The organism is Caballeronia sp. M1242 (assembly GCF_017220215.1).
In the GTDB taxonomy this organism is placed as follows: Bacteria; Pseudomonadota; Gammaproteobacteria; order Burkholderiales; family Burkholderiaceae; genus Caballeronia.
Window position 1 is genome coordinate 529,038 of record NZ_CP071131.1, and the last position, 20,049, is coordinate 549,086.

Genomic DNA, 20,049 nt, shown 5'->3' on the forward strand with positions numbered 1-20,049 from the left:
GTCACCTTAAATGCTGCGTACGTACGAGCGCGCAACTCACGTCTCCGATGACGTCCCGCACGTGCTTCCCATGCAGACGGGCAGGCAAGCGGGCCAAAGGGACAAACGACAAGAATGTCGCCGACGTTGCAATTCCGGTACAGAAGGGCAAGCCAATCATGAATCGCTGCGAGAGACGGCGATCAACGTCGCTTTCGAAGAAGAGTGAATTGGCAGGCAATACGGCGCACGAGTAGGGTGGCGTTCCGCGGCGTCGAATCGCTATAGCGCGCGTCGGTTAGGCTGTTCTCGACACCGACTCAAAGGCGACACGACGGAAAAGTCTTCTTCCCTCTTTATATCGAGCCCGTCTTCTTGAGATAACCGCCTGCATCTCGACCATGCCGCGTCTGCTGAAGAAGCGCGAGCGAGTGACCAGCGCCATGCGGCTGCTGTCGCGCCACCCTCACGCGTCACGTCGAGAGCCCTCCCAGATGCGATCACCTGCATGGTGAGCGAACCGGCGTCATCGGTCTCCGGGCGCTATATCCTCCGGATGCGCCGACTGCTGCACGATTTCCTCGCCGACGCGGAAACCGGATTGACAATGTCCGCATGACGCAATGCTCTATAGCCGTCCCGGGCGGCCGTTCGCCGCCCGCCTCTCCTTCACAACGCCGGTCGGCCTACGCCTTAACCGACCGATGCCGCTCCGCCTGCGGCCGGCCCGATCCCTTGGCGAACACGAAGAGACTCGCGCCCGCGCCCGCAGCCGCGATGGCGAGCCGGATCGGATTCGCCTTCACCGTATCCACGCCCTTGGCCACGGCATTCGCCCACGGCGACGAACGCGTCGCGCCCGACGTCGACGGCGGAACGGGCGGCAGCGGCGCGGGCGCGACCGGTTGCGCGTGCGCCGCGCTTGCCAGCACCGGCGCGTGCGGCGCGCCGTGCACCGCGTCGTTAGACCCTTGATTCGACGCGCCGGTCCCCGGCGCCGGCATCGCGGGCGCGCCCGGCTTATCGGCTGCGCTCGACTCCTTCGCCGGCTTGCCCTCGCGCGCTTCCGCTCGCGCGGCCGCGGCTTCCGCGCCGAGCAGCAGCACGGCGGCGGCGAAATACAGCCACATCATGAGCACGGCGAGCGAGCCCGCCGCGCCGAATGCGTTGGCCGTGCCCGCGTGCGTCAGATACAGCGCGAACAGCTTCTTGCCGACCGAAAACAGCACGGCGGCAATCGTGCCGCCCACGAAGGCATCGCGCCAGGTGACGTGGCCATCGGGCAAATATTTCATCAGCGCGGCGAACGCGCACGACAGAATCACGAGGCCGAGGAGGAACTGCGCGATATCGCCGATGACGACGAGCGGCGATTCCCCGAACACCCATTTGCCGGCCGCCTGCACCGCCGTATCGAGTACGAGCGAAATGATCAACAGGAACGCGACGCCCATCACGAGGCCGAAGGAAATCAGCCGCACCTTGACGAGCGTGGCAACGCCCGACTTCGCTTTGTCGTCGGCGGGCCACACGACGGAGAGCGCCGTATTAAGCGATGAAAACGTGGCGGACGCGCCCACGGCGAGCAGTACGAACGAGATGACCGCCGCGATGCCGCCTCCGCCGCTGCGGTGCGCGTGCTCGACGATGGTCTGCACGCTCGCGGCGGCGTCCTTGCCGAGCATGCCGCTCACCTGATGGAAGATCTGCCCGCGCGCGGCCTCTTCGCCGAAGACGAGTCCGGCCACGGCGATCACCATGACGAGCGTCGGCGCGAGCGAGAAGGCCGAATAGAACGCGATGCTCGCAGCCATCGGCGCGGAGCGGTCGGCGCTGAAGCGCTTGAAGGTGCGAACGGGCCAGGCGATCGCCCGGCTCATGAGGGATGTGGAATCCCGCGCGGATGTCTTGTTCATCGCTATTCTCCTGGGAACGTGCTGCTTGCCTTTAGCATCGCGGATGCCAGCCGGGAGAACGACGGTGCGAAAACGCGGGAGTGCTGATGGTGCGCTGGGGGCTGTAGAAGCGCGCGACGCGCGGGATTTAGCCGTCCGCGCCGGGCTTCGAGATGTCGGGCGTGCCACGCACGGGGTTCTGGTCCGGCTGCAGATCGGTGTTGTCGGGCAGCGTCTCCGGCGTGCGCGCAGGCGGCGTGCCGCTCGCGATTTCGGCTTGCTCCGGGGCGGGTCGTTGCGGTTGAGTCGGGTCGGACATGGTGGCTCCTTGGGGCGTCGGTGTTTAAGTCGTCAGCAAATGGCGTACTCGCGTTCGCGCGTCGCGGACTGTCGCTGCCTGCGCGGCCTCCGGCCGTGCCACATCGCGTCGCGCCTGGAAAGCCGACCTCCGCATCGCCGAACTCGATCCGACGATCCTGAGCTTATCCATCGACATCGACGGTCAGAACGCGCTCTACCAGCACGGACCCGTCGCGCCGACGCGCATCAGCTGGCCCGGCCCGCGCGGCGGCGTGCATGCGGAACTAACGGCGAGCCCGCGCATCCGCGCCGATACATCGACGATTGCTGCCGACGGCCCATGGGCGCTCATGCGCCTGATGCGTCTTGGCGAAGTCGTGCCGACCGCGACGCCGGGCCGCACGCGCGTCGTCTTCGGCTTCGAGGGCCGCAAGGCGGTGCTCGATATCGCGACGGCCGGCAGCGTGGCGAATCCCCTCACGAGCGATGTGCTCACCACGTTCCGCTGCCCGAGTTCCATGCCGATCTTCAACCTGCCCGACAGCGGTCCGCCGCCCGGCTTGCCCGCATTGCCGTCGCAGACGGCCTCCTCCGCCGGAACCGCAACCGCCGCGGCAGCCGATCCCGCTCCGGCCGCTTCGGCGAGCCGTCAGTAAGCATCGCCGCTTCGGCAGACGGGCGCACGGTCGACAGACGTAGCCGGCGCTCGCCGACAGCGGCATCCGCCTCAGTTTTCCGGCACATATTTCCGCTTTTTCGCAGGATCTAGGCAAACGTTGGCGGCCCGGCTCGTTCAGCGCGTGCCGTCCACGCAAATTTGACGAGAAGAACCCTAAAGTCCCGCCTTTTCCGGCCGTAGTTACGTCCGAACCCCAAGCGGGACGGCCTCTTTCGTCCCGCCGCACTTTCTCCTTGCATCGCCGATCGGGCTTGCCGCGCGATGGTCCTCTTCCATCCGTCGCCCTCGTCGTCGATGCGACCTCGATCAGCATTCCTAAGTGACACCATGATGACGATCAACTCGAATGCACGCGCTCTTTTCCAGGCGCGTCCGTGCGCCCTATTCGCCATTGCACTGGCGATGACCGCGCTTCTGACGGCGTGCGGCGGCGGCGGAGGCGGCGACGGCACGGCCGGCGCGGCAAAAAGCGCTGCCGCCGGCACCACCGTCAGCGGCACGGGAAGCGATGCCGCTTCCGCCGCTTCGTCGGCTTCCTATTCGGGAGGCGGCACTGCCGTCGCCTCCCCGGCCACGAGCACCGCGCAGTCCGCCGCGAATTCCACGGCGGCCAGCACGTCGACGGGAAGCAGCGCGACGCCCGTTAGCCTGAACAACTCGACAGGCTCGAGCGCGCCGGTCAGCGCACCCGCGCCGGTCAATGCCTCAGCGTCGATCTTCTATGGCGCCAATGGCCACAACAACGAAGGCGGCGCCTACGACATTTCCAGTCCCGCGCGCCAGCTTTCGCAGTTGCAGGACCTCGGCGTGAAGCTGTATCGCAACGAGGTGTACAGTCAGGCAACCGCCACGAAGCTGGCCGGTATCGCAAGGTCGATGGCGGCCGGCGGCGTCACGGTGTTTCCCGTGCTGCTGTCCGACCCGCGCTCCTTCAACAGCGAAACCGACGCGTACGACGCGGGCTTCGCGCTCGGTCAGCAGACGGCGACGTCGTATCGGTATCCCTATTACGAGGTGTCGAACGAACTGGGCGCGCTGGCGTTGGTCGGCAACGTCGATGGCGTCTATCCGCAACATTTCAACAACGCGATTTTCCAGAAGGCGCGCGGCGTGATACGCGGCATGATCGCCGGCATCAAATCGGTCGATACGAACGGCAAGATCGTCATGGGCGGAGAAACGTGGCTGCACTACGGCTTCGACGAGATGCTCTGGAACGGCACGCAGCCGGACGGCACGACGGGCCATCCGAAGGTCACGTGGGACATCACCGGCTGGCATTGGTATTCCGATCAGGGCGACATCACGCGCGCCTGTGGCGGGACCGGCTGCCACGACGTGCTCGCCGCGCTGCAGGCCTTCGGCAAGCCAATCTGGCTGACGGAGTTCGGCGTGCGCCCGTCCTACGGTTCGGACGCGCAGATCGCGTCGTACATGGTCGGCAACACGATGATGGCGCAGTTCGTCGCGGTGGCATCGCGGTATAACCTTCAGGCGATCCAGGTGTACGAACTCTACGACGATCCGGTCGGCGGCGAAGGCAACTACGGTCTTCTGATGAACGACGGCGTCACGCAGAAGCCGGTGTATGCGGCGTTCAAGAACTTCGTCGCCGGGCATCCGATGTAACTCGCCGGTCGCGTGACGCGACGATTGACCGGCCACGCGAGGGGTACGGCTGACGCTCGACGCGCTACCATAAGCCGCACCATCCGCGATTCAAGCCAGCCGGAGAAGCGACGAGCGTGCGAAACCCAGAGACTATCGACAGCAGCGCAGGGCCTCGCATGGAGCCGCAGCCCGCGAGCGCATCGGCGAACCGCACGCACGCGCGGTGGCTCGCCGTCGCCTTGTCGCTCGGCAGCGCGATCGCGCTCGGGTTTGCGCGGTTCGCGTACGCCTTGCTTCTGCCTCCGATGAAGCTCGACCTCGGATGGAACTTCGCGCAGGCCGGCGCGATGAACACGGCCAACGCGCTCGGCTATCTGCTCGGCGCGTTCGCGTTCTGGCGGCTGTCGCAGCGAAGCGCGCCGCGGACGCTCTTCGTCGCAGGTTGTGTCACGACGGCGCTGTTGATGGCATTGAGCGGCGCGGTCACAAAGACCAACGGGCTGCTTATATTGCGGGTCCTGACCGGCGCTGCGAGCGCGCTCGTCTTCGTGAGCGGCGGGGTGCTGGCGGCTCGCCTCGCGTCGCTTTCGCCTCGCGACTCCGGACTCATCATCGGCTTGTATTACGGCGGCACGGGCTGGGGCATCGCGCTTTCGTCGATCCTCGTCCCGCTGACCATATCGTCCGATACGCACGGCTGGCGGTACGCCTGGTTCGCGCTCGCGGCAGCGTGCGCCCTCTGCGGAACCGCCGCGGTGTGGGCAGCGCGGCGTATCGACTCGGCGTCTGCGCAACCGATGGCACCACGCGGGGCGCCAGTCGCGGCGCATCGGCCGGTAGGGCACAGGCGCTACATCCTCGCGCTTGCGGGATACGGCTGCTTTGGCGTCGGCTATATCGGGTACATGACGTTCATCGTCGCGTTGCTGCGCACGGCGGGCATGAGTGCCGCTGTCGTCAGCGGCTTTTACGTCGTGCTCGGCCTGGCGACGGTTATCTCGGCGCGTGTGTGGTCGGGACTGCTCGACCGGGTGCGCGGCGGTCAGGCGCTCGCGTTGCTCAACGCGCTGCTCGCCGTGGCGACGCTGGTCCCCGCGCTGTTCGCGCATCCGGTGGCCGCGTTCGCGTCCGGCTTGCTGTTCGGCGCGACGTTTCTATCCGCCGTGGCGTCGACGACAGCCTTCGTCCGGCACAACCTGGCTGCGAGCCAATGGGCAAGCGGCATTAACGCGTTCACCATCGTCTTCGCCGTCGGGCAGATCGTCGGTCCCACGGTGATCGGGCGCATTTCGGATAGCGGCGGGCTCAGTCGCGGTCTCGTCTACTCTGCAGCCATGCTCGCGCTCGGCGCTGCACTTGCGGCGTGCCAGAAGCCGTTGAGCGAGCCCGCATCGCCGAAAGAATGAGGCCAGTGCGGCAGGTCAGCCCGACCGCGCCTTCTTCATCTTGACGTACACGTGCGAGCAGAACGCATCGGCAACGACGCGATTGACCGTCAGGATGTTGTCCGCGCTCAACGATTCGCGTGAGAGGCCCTGTTTCTCGATCAGTCGCTGCGGAATCAGCTGGCTCAGGAACGAATGGCACAGTTCCTTGCGTGACTGCGTGTCTGCCGACTCGAAGAACTCCCGCCCCGCCCTGATCTCCTCGCTAATCTTCGCTTTCGCGGAATCGTTCTGCGCCTGGATGGTCGCTTCGAGTTGCGCCTGGGCTGCGTCGCGCTCTCGCCGGCCCTTCTTCTCTTCTTCGAGTTGGCGGGCCTTGATCGCGGCCATCTTGCGGTCCGCGTCGCCGATACGGTAGTTGCCTTCCAGCGCCTTGAAGAGGTAGCCGCGCGGGCTCACGGTGACCTTGCCCTCGTTCAGCTTGAAGCGCGTGTATTCGATCGCCTGTTCGAGACGCTCGTCCGTCCACACATCGCGGCGCTTGGCGAGGCGCTCGAAGTCGGGCGTATCGAACGCGAATTCGTTGTGCAACAGGAGGTACATCTCGTCGGCGATGCCCGCCCGCGCCGCATCCGCGCCCTGCTTCTTGGTGAAACGAAAGCGGATCTTGAGCTTGTCGCGCGTGGCGCGATCGGCGTTGGCTTCCCAGCTCACGTCGAAGTCCGAGACTTCATTGAGTTGGTCGATAGCCGGCTCCAGAAACCGCTTCTTGAACTCCTTGACTTCCTTGCGCGACTCACCGACTTTGCCCGGCCATTCGAGCACCTCTTCGAACGGGAACCACTCGGTCACGCCGTGGCCTTCGCACGGAATCAGGCGGTCATAGATTGCACGTGCGAGCGACAGCGAAAATGCCGTCGAGGCGCGCAAGCTCAACCAGTGGGCCTTGTAGGGGCTAATGAGATACTTGATGACGCGTCCGGAAAGCAGCACGCAGACAACGTTCCGTTCGATATAACAGTCACCGAGCAGACTAATGGTGCCCCACGAGTCTTTCTCCGTCAGTTCCTCGATGGATGGCGCCGTCATGATTTCGACGCGCGCGCGCGCGGCCGCTCTCATTTGCGCGATCAGGTGACTGTGGTTGCGGCTGTCGTAGCGCATCAGCCACTTGAAGTAGTTCACGTCCGCGGTGAAGGTATAGACCTTGTCGTCGATCAGCTCGTCGGGTGCTTTCGTCGCGACGATGAAATAGGCGGCGTCAAGCACGCGCCGCGCCGCGATCCCGAGGCCGCCGACACGCGTGAAAATGTTGTTCCGCAGAAAACCGATATCGCGCGTCGCCTCGCAAATAGCCGCGCCTTGACCGGACATATCCTCGTAGATGTCCAGCGCAAGTTGCTGAGGCGTGACGGTGAAATCTTGATTGTCCATTCTTCTGTTCGGCTACTGTCCCGGCACTCTAACAGGCACGAAAAGCGTGTCAACACAAAAACCGCCCCGCTTTTACGCGCCTGATCTGCACAAAAACCGTCCTGCCCAGCGCCTCAGACGCCCAAATTCCGCCCCCGCGCGCACAAAAACCGTCTCTGGCCGCCCAGTTTGCGGCTGACCCAGCACAACAACCGCCCCGTCCGTCACAAAAACCGTCCCTATTCACAACGGGCGGCCTTGATTTCAAAGGGAAACCTCAGCGTTGTTTGTAGGTGTGCGAGTCAAGGTTTACAAAAAGACAAGACAAACTCTTGCCTCTGCAAGGTGAATTCTTGTCTCCTCGAATCTAAGTGTCTGATTTCGTAATGGATTTTCTAGCGCACAAAAAGCACCCCCGGGGCGCTTTTTGTGCTGGAGCCTTTTGCATGGGAGGACGACGGCGGAGGCACCGCTTCGTCAAAAAGATCCGGACGGTATTGCGAGCAGAGAAAATGGCGGGATGAAGGCGCTGATAGACAAGAAACTGCGAAATTTTCTCCGCTCCGTAAGCCTGTTTACGCATATTCGTGTATTCTGCGCTTCAGCGTCAATACAGGGAGAAAGCGCAGAATGGCCAACGTAGGCAGCCTACCAATGGAAGACCGCAAAGTATCGCTTCGGGAAGTGGCGGAGTTTGCGGATAACCTCGAACCGTTTTCGGACAACCTTCGCGAGCAGATCCTCGCACCGCGCCCGCGCAAGACAGCACCCTTTTACACCATCAGCGAACTTGCCGAGATGTGCAACCTCACTCGGCAGCAAATTCAGTATCTCGTGACTAAAGGCGAAGGTGGTCTGCCGAGCGGCACACTAAATGGCAACGGGCGCAGCCGGACGTTCACATTGCCCGAGGTGCGACTGTGGGTGAAGATGGCTTCGGATATCTACCAGACGCGGCTCGACGATGCCGACGGCACCTTTCGCGGCAAGGTGCTCACTACGGCGCAGTTGAAGGGAGGCTCGGCGAAGACTACGACAACCGTATGCCTGGCACAAGCTCTGACGCTGCTCGGCCGGAAAGTCTTGTTGATCGATCTGGATCCGCAAGCGTCGGCGTCGGAGCTCTGCGGACTTTATGCAGAGAAGGAAATCTCGGGGGACGACACCGTGCTCCCTTATATCTATGACCAGAACATCGAAGGTGGGCTGGGCGCGAGCGTGCAGTCGACCTACTGGGATGGGCTCGACATTATCCCCGGTCATACCTTCCTGTACGGAGCAGAGTTTCTGCTTCCCGCGCGGCAGAAGACGATCCAGGGCTATCGGTTCTGGGCGGTTTTGCGGGAGGGGCTCGAGCCGCTGCGCGCGCAGTACGACTACATTCTGATCGATACGTCGCCCTCGCTGTCTTACATGAACCTGAACGCATTGCTGGCAGCCGACGCGCTCGTCATGCCAATGATTCCCGAGAATCTCGACTTCATCAGCTCGTTGGCGTTCTGGCGGCTTTTCTCCGATGTCGCGGAAGATTTTCTGCCGTACGAAGAGGACAAGGTGTACGACTTCATCTCGATCCTGCTGTCGAAGGTCGATTACGGTAAGACGTCGTCGGCGCCGGTCGTCCGGCAGTGGGCGCAAAGTGCGTACGGCCGTTGGCTCGATCCGTTCGAGATCCCGGCGAGTTCTGTGATGAGCGGCGGTGCGCTGTCGTTCTCGACTGCGCTGGACGTCGTCAGTACGCACTCGACGGCCAAGTCGTTGCAACGGGTTCGTCAGCCGATGATGCAGTATGCCAAGTGGCTCGACGATATGTTCGTTAAATCCTGGAAGGAGGCGGCGTGAGTAACAACATTAGAGAACAACTCATGGCCAAGACGGCCAACCTTCCGAAGCCGGCCGATTTCAAAGGCGAGTCGAAGAAGGATCGAAACGCCCGAGGTCCGCAGACGATGCCCGGCATCACGAGCGCGCTTGCAGCGGCGCAGCTTCGGATTCAGGAGTTGGAATCGAAGGGTGTGGAGACGGACATTCCAATCGAGGCGATCGTGCCGAACCCGTGGCAGCCGCGTCGTCAATTCAATGAGGGCAAGCTCTCGGAACTGGCGCGGTCCATCGATGAGGTCGGGTTGCTTCAGGCGGTTACGGTTCGCCGCATCGGGGAGTCGTTTCAGTTGGTCGCCGGCGAGCGGCGGCTGCGTGCGCATAAGCTCATCAACAAGGAGGCGATTCGCGCAGTTGTGATCGAGTGCTCTGATCAGGATATGGCAGCGCTTGCGTTGATGGAGAACGTGACGCGTGACGATCTGTCGGACTATGAGATCGCTATTGCGATTCGGCGTGCGGAAGCAGAATTTCCGAACCGCACTAGGCTGGCGGAGGCGATGGGCATCTCGCGGAGCGATCTCTATCGGTTCCTGGCGTTTGATGCGCTGCCCGATTTCGTTAAGCGCGATCTGGATTTGACGCCTTCGGTTTTAGGCGCGTCGTCGGCGCAGGACGTTGCGAACGCGCTGAAAAAGTCGGGCGAAGCGGGGCTGAAGGCGCTGCAGGAACTGTGGCCGCAGGTGCTATCGGGCGATCTCGTTCAGACGAAGCTCGCTGCGAGTTTGGGCGCGCATATTAGCCGAGGCGGTGCGGCTACAGACGCTGGCGGGCGTAGCATCTTGAAGATCTTCGCGGGAAAGGTGCAAGCGGGGAGCATCACGAAGGACGTCAAGGGATTGACGTTTAAGTTTAAGGCGGGCGTGGTCACTGAGGAGCAGGAAAATCAGCTCCGAGAGCATATAGGGAAGATGTTCTCAATACGGTCTGAGTGACTCACTTATTGGCCCGCTTCGCGGGCTTTTTTTTGGCTTCGCAGTGTGGGTGTGATGAGTGCGGCTGGCCTGCGGACGGGTGTCCGAAGCATGCACGCGACAAGGGTGCGATGTCACCTAGAGGAGGAAGCGCTCGTAGACGTTGTGCTTATGCTCGGCGCGAGTGTCCGAATTTGGACACTCCACCAAGACGGGGCGCAGAGCCGTTGATCCCTGCCCGCTTCGTCTGGGGCGCCGCGAACCATCAACGCTGCCTTTACTAACGTACCTTGTGGCGCGTGGTGCGGCGCGCCTTCCTTACTTGCATGTAGGACGGCATTGAGGCGACAGCAGCGCTACTGTCCGAATTCGGACACTCACTCGGACAGGCGGCCGAGTTGCAGTGACTCTTCCGCGCCTCTCGGATCCTCCTGTTGGCGTTTTTCGACCACGTCTAGCTAGCCCACGCCGGCCTCATTTCCTGCGCGATCCGTTGCAATTTGCAACGACGCCCTGCGCGTACTCATTCGCGAACGCCCGGACGCAAGCGTGAAAAGCGTGATGCCTGGGGTTCCACGCTAACTTGACACGACCGGCTGTCAGATTACAGACGTGCTATATCGGGCATCAAGTGGCGTCGTCTTGGTCCAGGCAAGAATGCGCTCTGCGCGGCGCGTCTCGCGTGCAAGCTTGGATTCGCACTGCAGGTGGCTCAGCGTTTAGAAGATCAGAACGCTTAGCTCGAAGAATACAAAATATGCGGCGGCGTACCCCGCGCCGTACCCGCAGTATCTAGGAATGACGGCCGTCTCAACGGTGTCCGAATTCGGACACAATGCGGCGTCGTTCGACTGCGCGCATTTCTTTTCGGGACAACTGCGGTTGGACCGTCCAATGTGCCGCGTCGCTCGCTGGTGGACCCTAGTAATGGTGGCCCCGAGCATCGGGCGATACTCCAAGAGCAGCGCGGCTTACGGCGAAGAAGCTCTCGCGCCGGAATCATCGCGGCGACCTGAACCGCGACGTCGGGCGGACCTTCGCGGTCACGAGGAGCGCCGCTGGTTTCCTACAATTTGAGTGCGTTTGAGTGATCGCGCAACGCGTAGGCTCGTGGCAGCCGTACCCGTCCACCGATTGCCGAGCGTGGGCGCGAGTTGTCCGCCCAAGAGGCGCAAAGGCATCTTCTTTCCGTCTCAAGCCTTTCCCGAGCAGTTCACGCAGAAAGAGGCGCTCGTTGGACTTCCTTCACAACGCCGCGCCGTGAGGAGCGATCAGGACGACAGGAAGCGCGCCATCAAGGCACTAGATTAGGGCCGACTCGGAAGCCGATAGGCGGGGCCGTTGAAGAGGTACCCGGAGTGCCGACGAACTCGCAGGACGCTCAACGTAGACCTGCATCGCAGTATGGCGGATCTCCGTCTACTCAATCACGAACCCGCGCCTTGCAGTCGCGCGAACGAAATGCTGGTACCGATCAAGCAACCGACCACGTGCGTAATTGAATTTGATGCCGGTAGCGCGCCGATGGCTTCGACGCGTCTGGGTAGGGCTCTGGCATGGAGCACGCACTAGTGTGCTAATGAGGCAGAACCAATGCTCAGTGTCCGCGGACCGATTGCTGTTGCGATCCAAATCGTTACAAGCCGGCTCGATGACTTCGGAAAAAGCGACTGCTGAATGTGCTAGGCAACAGTCGCATCTCCGAAGTGGAGCGATAGTCTTTGCTTAGGCAGAAAGGAGCCCTGCGAGCAGTTCTTTGATTCCCGCGATCATTGCGAGGCGAACGACATGGGATCGTCACCGCGCGGCTTCCTGAAGTAGCTAATGCAAGAAGCGCATTTGACGCCAGCATCGCTTTTTAGAGGCGTGTACGGACGTACGGGGACATGGTTGACACATGATGGTCAGGGTTTCGGCTCGTGCACGTCAAGTCGGGCGGCGCGATGATGAGCAAACCAGAGTTCGAAAACGCCGTCTTCGTCGCTTTTGGGCCTGCCAGCCATGAGTAATCCCTTGCGTGCAATCGACAGACGCAGCGCGTGGCCCGGAGAGAAACTTGGCAATTCGAATTGACTTGCAGGATCTCGTCTGTGGCAGGGCATGGATGATTCCGGGCGTTCGATTGCCCGAAAGCGTCAACCATGTCCCCGTACACCTGCCAGCCATGTCTCCGGTCTATACAGAGGCGGAAAGACTTCAGCCTGCGCGTTTCTCGCGGGCTCAGCGTATCGGGCGAACGAAGTGCCTCAGCGTGGAACAAAGGCATCTTTCTTGCATGCCGCGAATATCGTTTAGATTCAGTGACTTACGACCGTTATCTTCACTTGTTTCACGAAGAAACAGCCTAACAGCGAGCGTCAACCGCGCGCTGACGCAAGACCGCGACGAATCCCGCCCCGAAGCTCTTCAATCCCGCTGCTTCGTAACAAACGATACATTAACGCCGCCAGAGGCCGGGGCTAGCGCTTCCGCACACGCCCCAAGAAACCGCCCTTAAGCCCGCTTCTTCCGCGACCCCTGATACGGTTCCCCCGCCTTGAACCGCTCGAGCCTGTCGCTTGCAGTGGTCAACGCACCGAGCGTCGCGCGCCTGAGTTGATGATCGTAGAGCGACACGATCGCTGCCAGCCGCTCGACTGCCTCCGCCTCGATGCTCCACGAGCCGGATTCGCGGCCGCCGTCGAACATGCGCGCAATCGTTTGATCGGCATCGACGAGAGCTTCGTCGGGGAAGTTGCCATGCCCGGCGTCCGCAAGAAACTTCGCGAGCAGCATGACTTCGGCGATATGCTGCGCTGGTGCAATATCCGGCGAGCCGACGCGCAAGGTCTCGAGCGCGAGGTGCGCGTGAAGGGCGAGTTCATCCGCTACGCCGCGAGCGATGGGCAACAGTTGTGCTTTTGAGAGCCGCGTGTGCGTCGCGGGAGCCGAGCGGCGAAATGGAATAGTGGAGGACATGCGTCGGTCTTGGGTTGGCTTGCTCTTGTTAACGAACAACTGAAGCCGTTCTTAAGGGCCCGCGTGCATCTGCATTTACCCTAATGACGCAACTAACGGTCATACCGAAAGACGTTCACGAAAGAGTCGCAGCCGACACCGACCAACGAAGCAAGCAAAAGCGGGCGAGCCGAGAGGCGCCCGCCGCGCTATTGGCCAATCGCGCCGTCCACGGAGACGTCGAGAACGTTCGTCAGTTCGCCGCGATCGACCGCTTCTAGCGTTAGCCGATTGAGGAATGCACGCATCGACCTCCTGCGCAGGTCAGAGCAACCATTCCGCCTCACCAATTCTTCGTCTACGCCCCGCGTCGTTTCATCGCCTCATACATCAACGCAAAGAACTCTGCCGCGTGCGCCGAGTCGAGCCATCGCACGATCAACGCGATCCGCGACTCTGGCTCGATCCACATAAACGAACTTCCCGCGCCGATGCCGAAGTAGCTCGTCTCCGGCACCCCGGGAAACATCTTCCGCCCCGTGTTGAGCCAGACGAGGTAGCCATAGAACGATGCAAGCGGGCAGGGCGCGCGCATCCTCGCGATCCACTGGGATGAAAGCACCCGCTTGCCATCACTCACGCCATCATCCAGCAGCATCTGCGCGATCTTCAATTGATCGTTCGCGCTGATCGACATCCCGCCGCCCCAATGCGTGCCGCCCGGCACGGACTGCATGCGCTTGCCGTCGATTTCGACCCACGCGTGGTCATAGCCCGCCCAGTTCCAGTTGTCGCTCAAGCCCAGCGGTCGCGCGATGGCATCGCGGAAAACATCGGGCAGCGGCCCCCGGAACAGATGCAGCAGCGCGAGCGAAAGCTGATTGATGCGAACGTCGTTGTATTCCCAGTACGTGCCGGGCGTGCGCAACGGCCGCAGTTCGCCCTTCTTGCCTGCGGGCGGCTCGCCGAACGTGACCGCGCGGTAGTGGTCCGCCTGATCCGAAAGCCCGAAACACTCGCCCTGCCATTCGCTGGTTTGCTGAAGCAGATGCGTCCACGTGATCGGCGCGTTATGCGGATCGTCGAAGCCGATGCCCGGTACGCGCACGCGCACCGCTTCGTCCGGATCCGGCAACAACCCGCGATCATGCGCGACGCCCGCGAGCAGCGCGAGATACGTCTTCGCGATGCTGAACGTCAGGTCCGCGCGGTCCGGCTCGCCCCACGTCGTCATCACGCGGCCATCGACGGCAAGCGCGCCCGACACCGGTCCTCGATCATGCACCGGCCCGAGCAGCCGATTCCACGGCGGCGGATCGTTGACGTGCACGCCCCAGTTGCCGTGTACTTGCCGATCCCAAGTCGATTCGTGATCGAGGGAAAACTGGATCGCACGCTGCAATGCTTCATTCATGTGAGAACTTCCTGGCTGAATTCGAAACGTTCAACGCACATCCAGGCGCTTTCGCGCCCAGACCAGCGTGAAGAGACTCACGACCGCCGCGATCATCAGATACAGTCCCGGCGCGAGATTGTTATGCGTCAACGCGATGAGCGACGCCACGGCGAGCGGCGTAAAGCCGCCGAACACCGTCGTGCCGATGTTGTAGCCGAAGGCCATGCCGGTCGTGCGCGTGGCGGTCGGGAACAGCTCGGACATCAGCGCGGGAATCGGCGCGAAGTACGTCGCCTTGAGGAGCGCGACCCAGATCACGGCGGCGAGCAGCGTCGGCAGCGACGGATGCGCGTTCATGAACATGAACGCCGGATAGACCGTCAGGAAGAAGATCACGCCGGTAATCAGCATGATGCGCGTGCGCCCGTACTTGTCGGAGAGATGCCCGACCACCGGCACGAGCACCATCATGATGAAACCGGCCGTCAACGTCGCGATGAAGCCGGACGAGGGCGCGAGTCCCAACTGCCGCGCGGCATACGTCGGCATGTAGAGCAGCATGTAGTTGGCGGTCGTCGTCAGCACGAGCGATCCGATCGACACGAGCAGCCGCTCCTTCTGCGTCGCGAGCAGTTCGCGCACGGGCGACGCCACTTTCTCCGCGTGCTCGAATTCCGGCGTTTCGTCGATGCGTCGCCGGATATACAGCCCGATCGGTCCGATTAGTACACCAAACAGAAACGGAATGCGCCAGCCCCAGCCTTCGAGCTGCGCGGACGTCAGCGAGCCGGTCAACACCGCGCCGAAGAGCGATGCGAGCAGCGTGCTCGCGCCCTGACTCGAAAACTGCCAGCTCGACATGAAGCCGCTGCGCTCGGGCGCGTGCTCGACGAGAAAGGCCGTCGAGCTGCCGAATTCGCCGCCGGCCGAGAAGCCTTGCAACAGCCGCGAGACGAAGATCAGCACCGGCGCCGCGAGCCCGATGGTCGCGTAAGTCGGCATCAGCGCGACCATGGCGGTGCCGAGCGTCATCATCGCGATGGAGAGCGTGAGCGAGGCCTTGCGTCCGCGGCGGTCGCTGTACGAGCCGAGCACGAGCGCGCCGACCGGCCGCGCGAGATACGAGAGCGCGAACGTGCCGAGCGTGAGCAGGAGGGAGACGGTGTGATCGTGCGTCGGGAAAAAGAGCTTCGACAACGTCCCGGCGAAATAGCCGTACACGACGAGATCGTAGAACTCGAGCGCGTTGCCGATCGATGTCGCGACGATCAGTCGTGCGACGCTGCGCTCCTTGCCTTGCGTTTCGGGCGACGTCGAAATGGTGGCCGAATCACTCATGGCGAAGCCCTCCGTTCGTCTTGCGCGGCAGATGGTCGGCGGGATTGCCGTTGGCGGCATCGCCTTCGCGCGTGCCGAGGTCCCAGAAGAGGCCCGCCATGATGCGCAGCCCTTCGCTCGCGACCGAGCCGAGCAAATGCTCGTCCGGCGCGTGCTGCGAGCAGCCGGGATACGAATGCGGCACCCATAGCGTCGGCATTCCGAGCACATCGGCGAAAACGTCGTTGGGAAGCGTGCCGCCGAGATTCGGCAACAGCACGGGCCGCGTGCCCGTGGTTTGCGTGAGCGAGCGCAGCGCCCACTTGACCCACGGATTGTCCGGATCGACGCGCGTCGCGGGCATGCCGCGCTCCACTTCGACATCGACCATCGGGAAGCCGTGCGCATCGAGGTGATCGCGCACGATCTGCTGCAAGTTGCGCCAGTCCGTGCCGACCACGAAGCGGATCTGCATATGCGCGAACGCGGTTGCGGGAATGGCGTTCACCGGTTTGTCGGGATTGCCGGCGCGAAAGGCCAGCACTTCGATATTGTTCCAGCCGAACACGCGCTCGGCGGGCGTGAGTCCCGGCTCGCCGTAATCGGCGTCCACGTCCGGTTCGCCCGGATTGCCGCCGACGGTGATGTCCGCGAGCGCGCGAACCACCGAATCGGGAATCGGCGGCGGACGCAAGCCTTCGATCAGAATCTTGCCGTTCTCGTCGACCATCGTCGCGATCGCGTTGGCGAGCACGATGCCCGGATTGCGCAGCAGGCCGCCCCAGTTGCCCGAGTGATGCGCGCCGTCGCGCAGCTTAACGTCGAGCCGGAAATTGATCACGCCGCGCGAGCCCAGAAACAGGGTCGGGCGGTCGGCGGCGAGGCGCGGTCCGTCGGAAGCGATCAGCGCGTCGGCGGCGAGCTCGTCGCGCAACTGCTCGCAAATGGCCGAAAGGCCGGGCGAGCCGACTTCCTCGCCGGTCTCGAAGAGCAGCTTCAGATTGAAGCCGAGCTTGCCGCCGCGCGCGTCGAGCACCGCCTTCAACGCGGCGAGGTTGATGCTGTGCTGCCCTTTGTTGTCGGCGGTGCCGCGGCCGTACCAGCGGTCGCCGTCGACCGTCACGCTCCACGGCGACAAGCCTTCTCGCCACTGCGCATCGTAGCCGCGCACGACATCGCCGTGGCCGTAGGTCAGCACCGTCGGCAGGTCGTCGGCTTCATGGCGATGCGCGACCAGAAACGGCCCCGCGCCAGCCGCAGGATTCTCGACCACGCGGCAGCGGAAGCCCCACATCGTGAGCGTCGGCGTCAGTTCCTCGGTGAGATAAGCCATGAGCCGCGCGGCGCTGTCGGCCTCCTGGCTTTCGGTGCGATACGCGACGCGCCGCTGCAAGTCGTCGAGAAACGCGCCGGACTGAAAGTAGCGATCGGCAATTTGAAGGGCGGTGTCGCGGGTCACGTCGGTCTCCGTCGAAGCTGAAAAGGCAGCCGTAGCCGCCGACCAATTCATGCTGACCTCGCCGATATTTCTGGACAATTACAATATTTCTCACCGACCTTTGCCGTTACGGCAAAGCGCGCACTTCGACTTTGAACGCTTTAACGGACGGCGCATGGACCAGACGGCTTTACGCTATTTCCTCGAAGTGGCGCGCAGCGGATCGCTCAGCAAGGCGTCCGAGCGGCTCTTCGTCGCCGTGTCCGCGCTCAGCCGGCAGATCGCAAAAATCGAGGAGCAAATGGGCACGCCGCTTTTCGAGCGACGCCCGCGCGGCATGGTGCTGACCGAAGCCGGCCGCCTGCTCGCCAATCACGCGCGTCGCAGTCAACTGGAAGACGAGCGCGTGATCGACGAGATTCGCGGACTCGCCGCGAGCGGACGCGCGACGATTCGCATCGCGGCATCCGAAGGCGTGGCGCCCGACTTCCTGCCGCAAGCCTTCGCGCACTTCCTGACCACGCATCCGCGCGCGCACTTTCAGCTCGACGTCTCGGCGCCGTCCATTGCGACACAGCGCGTGCGCGACGGCTCGCACGACATCGCCGTGTGCTTCAGCATGGCGCCCGAGCAGGACGTCCACGTGCATTACGCGCAACGCGCGCCGGTCTATGCGCTGATGCGGCGCGACCATCCGCTCGCATCGCGCGAATCGGTGTCGCTCGCTGACTTGCATGCATGGCCGCTCGCGATGCATAGCCAGGGCGTGACGCTTCGACAACTCTTCGACATCGCATGCAGTCTCGAAGGACTCGTGTTCGAGCCGGTCTTCGTCGGCAATTACCACATGGCGCTGCAAGGCTTCGTGCGGCTCACGGACGCCATCACGCTCACCGGCTATCTCACGGTGCGCAGCCGTCTTGGTGCCGAGGGCTTTGCCGCCGTGCCGATCTTGAATCCCGAGCTGCATCAACGCACGCTGCAAATTCAGACGATGGCAGGACGCACGCTGCCGCAGCCCGTCGCGGCATTCGTCGCTCTGCTGAAGGACGCGATAGAAGACCCGGCGATCATCGACAGGAATAGCCGTTGCTCTAGCTGATGCCAACGCCAAACGGCATTGCGACTCACGGAGCACATCATGTCAGGCTTGCCATCGACCGGGCAGGACAAACCCGAGACACGCCCGCCCTTCGTCGGCGCTTCGGAGCGGCGCTCGCCTGTCGAGCTACCGCCGCTTGCGCCTGATCGCAAGGTGGGCTTCGCCATCGTCGGCCTCGGCCGTCTGAGTCTCGATTCGATCTTGCCCGCGCTGGCTTCATCGAAGCTCGCGCGCCTCGCAGCCGTGATGACCGGCGACAAGGCAAAGGGCGAGCGCGTGGCGCGTCAATACGGCGCGCCTGCCGACGCGGTGTACGGCTACGACGAATGGCCGCGCCTCGCCGCCAACGACGACGTGCAGGCCGTCTATATCGTGACGCCCAACGGCTTGCATCGCGAACAGGTGATTGCGGCGGCGGGCATCGGCAAGCATGTGCTGTGCGAGAAGCCGTTGAGCAATACATCGGCCGAAGCGGAAGAGATGATTCGCGCATGCGCGGATGCGGGCGTGATGCTGATGGTCGCGTACCGCTTGCAATATGAACCGCATAATCGAGAGGCCGCGCGGCTGGCAAGATCGAAAACGTTCGGAGAACTGAAGATAATCGAAGCGCATAACGGTCAGGTGCAGGGCGAGGCGGATCAATGGCGGCACGACAAGCGCCTCGCGGGTGGCGGATCGTTGCCGGACATCGGACTCTATTGCCTGAACTTCGCGCGATTCGTGACCGGCGAAGAGCCGATCGAAGTGTCGGCCTGGGCGTGGAGCACGCCGGGCGACGCGCGCTTCGCGGAAGTCGAAGAGAACATTTCGTGGCAGATGCGCTTTCCGTCGGGCGTCGTCGCGCGTTGCTCGGCCGCTTACGATGCGCATGAATCGCGCGTCGCACGCCTTCACTTTCAGCGCGGAACGGTGGTGCTCGATCCGGCGTTCGCGTACAAAGGCCTGCGCTTGTCGGTGCAGCATCGCTCGCCAGAACGCGAGGACGTCGAGGTGCGCGAAGAGCGCGTGCTCGAAGACGCGAACCAGTTCGGCGCGGAGATCGATCACATGGCCGAATGCATTCTGACCGGCAGAACGCCCGCGACGCCCGGCGAAGAGGGCCTACAGGATCAAAGGATCATGGAAGCGATCTATCGCTCGGCGGCGGAAAATCGGCCGGTGCAGCTTCCCGCGGTCGCCGAGCGGGACGCGTTCCGCGACGCCCGGCTCACTGTCTGAGGCCACATCATGCACTGGCTACTCGCGGTCTTCGCGGTACTGGCGGGCGTCTCGAACCCGCTGCAATCGGGCAGCAACTCGGCGCTGCTCAAGGGGCTGCACGAGCCGATTGTATCCGCGTTGATCGTCTATCTGATCGGCGCGGCGTGTCTTGCCGTATGCGTGCCGTTCTTCGGCTTCGGCGTGCGGCCCGCGCTCTCGCGCCTCGGCAGCCTGCCGTGGTGGGCGTATATCGGCGGCATCTGCAACGCGCTCTTTCTAATGTGCTCGCTCCTCATCACGCGCAAGCTCGGGTCGGCCACCTTCACGACGATCGTCGTCATTTCTGCTGTCGTGACATCGATCGCGCTCGACCACTTCGGCCTCATGGGCTTCGAAGTGCGCGAGGCCAGCGCGTTGCGTCTGCTCGGCGCCGGCCTGGCTGTCGCGGGCGTCATTCTCATCGCGATCTTCTGACTGCGCCCGTTCGACGCTCGCATTGACGCGCGTCGCCGGTAGCTTTACAAACGTAAAGCCAGCGGGCACAATCCGCCGTTGAATAATAATGATTCGCATTTAAAACCACGACGGCTACGAGAAAG

At 63.1% G+C, this 20,049-nt stretch carries 14 protein-coding genes and 1 pseudogene; 8 read left to right on the plus strand and 7 right to left on the minus strand.

Going from position 1 to position 20,049, the window contains the following annotated elements:
* Positions 1 to 665: 665 nt before the first annotated feature.
* On the minus strand, positions 666 to 1,895 hold the full coding sequence (locus JYK05_RS21940; protein ID WP_206469789.1) for a YihY/virulence factor BrkB family protein: 1,230 nt from the start codon (positions 1,893 to 1,895) through the stop codon (positions 666 to 668).
* Between the two features lie 127 nt (positions 1,896 to 2,022).
* Complete coding sequence (locus tag JYK05_RS21945) at positions 2,023 to 2,193, minus strand: hypothetical protein (protein ID WP_206469791.1); 171 nt, start codon at positions 2,191 to 2,193, stop codon at positions 2,023 to 2,025.
* Between the two features lie 112 nt (positions 2,194 to 2,305).
* On the opposite strand from JYK05_RS21945, the pseudogene JYK05_RS21950 reads away from it, so the two are divergent.
* The 3 genes and pseudogenes from JYK05_RS21950 to JYK05_RS21960 all read left to right on the plus strand — a co-directional run.
* A pseudogene (locus JYK05_RS21950) lies at positions 2,306 to 2,830 on the plus strand (type VI secretion IcmF C-terminal domain-containing protein); the annotation flags it as partial.
* Between the two features lie 350 nt (positions 2,831 to 3,180).
* Positions 3,181 to 4,482, plus strand: coding sequence for a glycosyl hydrolase (locus JYK05_RS21955; protein ID WP_241270031.1), 1,302 nt, complete (start codon positions 3,181 to 3,183; stop codon positions 4,480 to 4,482).
* A 158-nt stretch (positions 4,483 to 4,640) separates the two neighbouring features.
* Positions 4,641 to 5,870, plus strand: a complete 1,230-nt coding sequence (locus JYK05_RS21960) for a YbfB/YjiJ family MFS transporter (protein ID WP_206469793.1) — start codon at positions 4,641 to 4,643, stop codon at positions 5,868 to 5,870.
* 15 nt (positions 5,871 to 5,885) lie between these two features.
* On the opposite strand, the gene JYK05_RS21965 is transcribed toward JYK05_RS21960, so the two are convergent.
* The gene (locus JYK05_RS21965) at positions 5,886 to 7,283 is read right to left on the minus strand and encodes a replication initiation protein (protein WP_175943759.1); all 1,398 of its coding nucleotides are present in this window, start codon (positions 7,281 to 7,283) and stop codon (positions 5,886 to 5,888) included.
* A gap of 609 nt (positions 7,284 to 7,892) precedes the next feature.
* On the opposite strand from JYK05_RS21965, the gene JYK05_RS21970 reads away from it, so the two are divergent.
* Both JYK05_RS21970 and JYK05_RS21975 read left to right on the plus strand, forming a co-directional pair.
* A complete protein-coding gene (locus JYK05_RS21970; RefSeq protein ID WP_206469795.1) occupies positions 7,893 to 9,104 on the plus strand; it encodes a ParA family protein in 1,212 nt (403 codons plus the stop codon).
* Entirely contained in the window at positions 9,101 to 10,078 is a 978-nt protein-coding gene (locus JYK05_RS21975) for a ParB/RepB/Spo0J family partition protein (protein ID WP_206469797.1), read from the plus strand. The genes JYK05_RS21970 and JYK05_RS21975 overlap by 4 nt, the downstream gene beginning before the upstream one ends.
* Before the next feature lie 2,472 nt (positions 10,079 to 12,550).
* Here JYK05_RS21975 and JYK05_RS21980 read toward each other — a convergent pair.
* The 4 genes from JYK05_RS21980 to JYK05_RS21995 form a co-directional block, all read right to left on the minus strand.
* Positions 12,551 to 13,015: a hypothetical protein gene (locus JYK05_RS21980; RefSeq protein ID WP_175943768.1), complete on the minus strand. Its 465-nt coding sequence runs from the start codon at positions 13,013 to 13,015 to the stop codon at positions 12,551 to 12,553.
* Positions 13,016 to 13,352: 337 nt separating this feature from the next.
* Positions 13,353 to 14,408 carry a serine hydrolase gene (locus tag JYK05_RS21985; protein ID WP_206469799.1) on the minus strand — a complete coding sequence of 352 codons (1,056 nt, stop codon included), beginning with the start codon at positions 14,406 to 14,408 and terminating at the stop codon, positions 13,353 to 13,355.
* A gap of 30 nt (positions 14,409 to 14,438) precedes the next feature.
* Positions 14,439 to 15,728, minus strand: a complete 1,290-nt coding sequence (locus JYK05_RS21990; protein ID WP_206469802.1) for an MFS transporter — start codon at positions 15,726 to 15,728, stop codon at positions 14,439 to 14,441.
* Positions 15,721 to 17,166: a M20 family metallopeptidase gene (locus JYK05_RS21995; RefSeq protein WP_206469803.1), complete on the minus strand. Its 1,446-nt coding sequence runs from the start codon at positions 17,164 to 17,166 to the stop codon at positions 15,721 to 15,723. Before JYK05_RS21995 ends, JYK05_RS21990 begins: the two co-directional genes overlap by 8 nt.
* A gap of 154 nt (positions 17,167 to 17,320) precedes the next feature.
* On the opposite strand from JYK05_RS21995, the gene JYK05_RS22000 reads away from it, so the two are divergent.
* Genes JYK05_RS22000 through JYK05_RS22010 form a run of 3 tightly spaced genes read left to right on the plus strand, consistent with a single transcriptional unit; the run spans position 17,321 to position 19,924 of the window.
* Entirely contained in the window at positions 17,321 to 18,247 is a 927-nt protein-coding gene (locus JYK05_RS22000; RefSeq protein ID WP_206469804.1) for a LysR family transcriptional regulator, read from the plus strand.
* A 39-nt stretch (positions 18,248 to 18,286) separates the two neighbouring features.
* Positions 18,287 to 19,468, plus strand: a complete 1,182-nt coding sequence (locus JYK05_RS22005) for a Gfo/Idh/MocA family protein (RefSeq protein WP_206469805.1) — start codon at positions 18,287 to 18,289, stop codon at positions 19,466 to 19,468.
* Between the two features lie 9 nt (positions 19,469 to 19,477).
* A complete protein-coding gene (locus JYK05_RS22010) occupies positions 19,478 to 19,924 on the plus strand; it encodes a DMT family transporter (RefSeq protein ID WP_206469806.1) in 447 nt (148 codons plus the stop codon).
* Positions 19,925 to 20,049 lie beyond the last annotated feature (125 nt).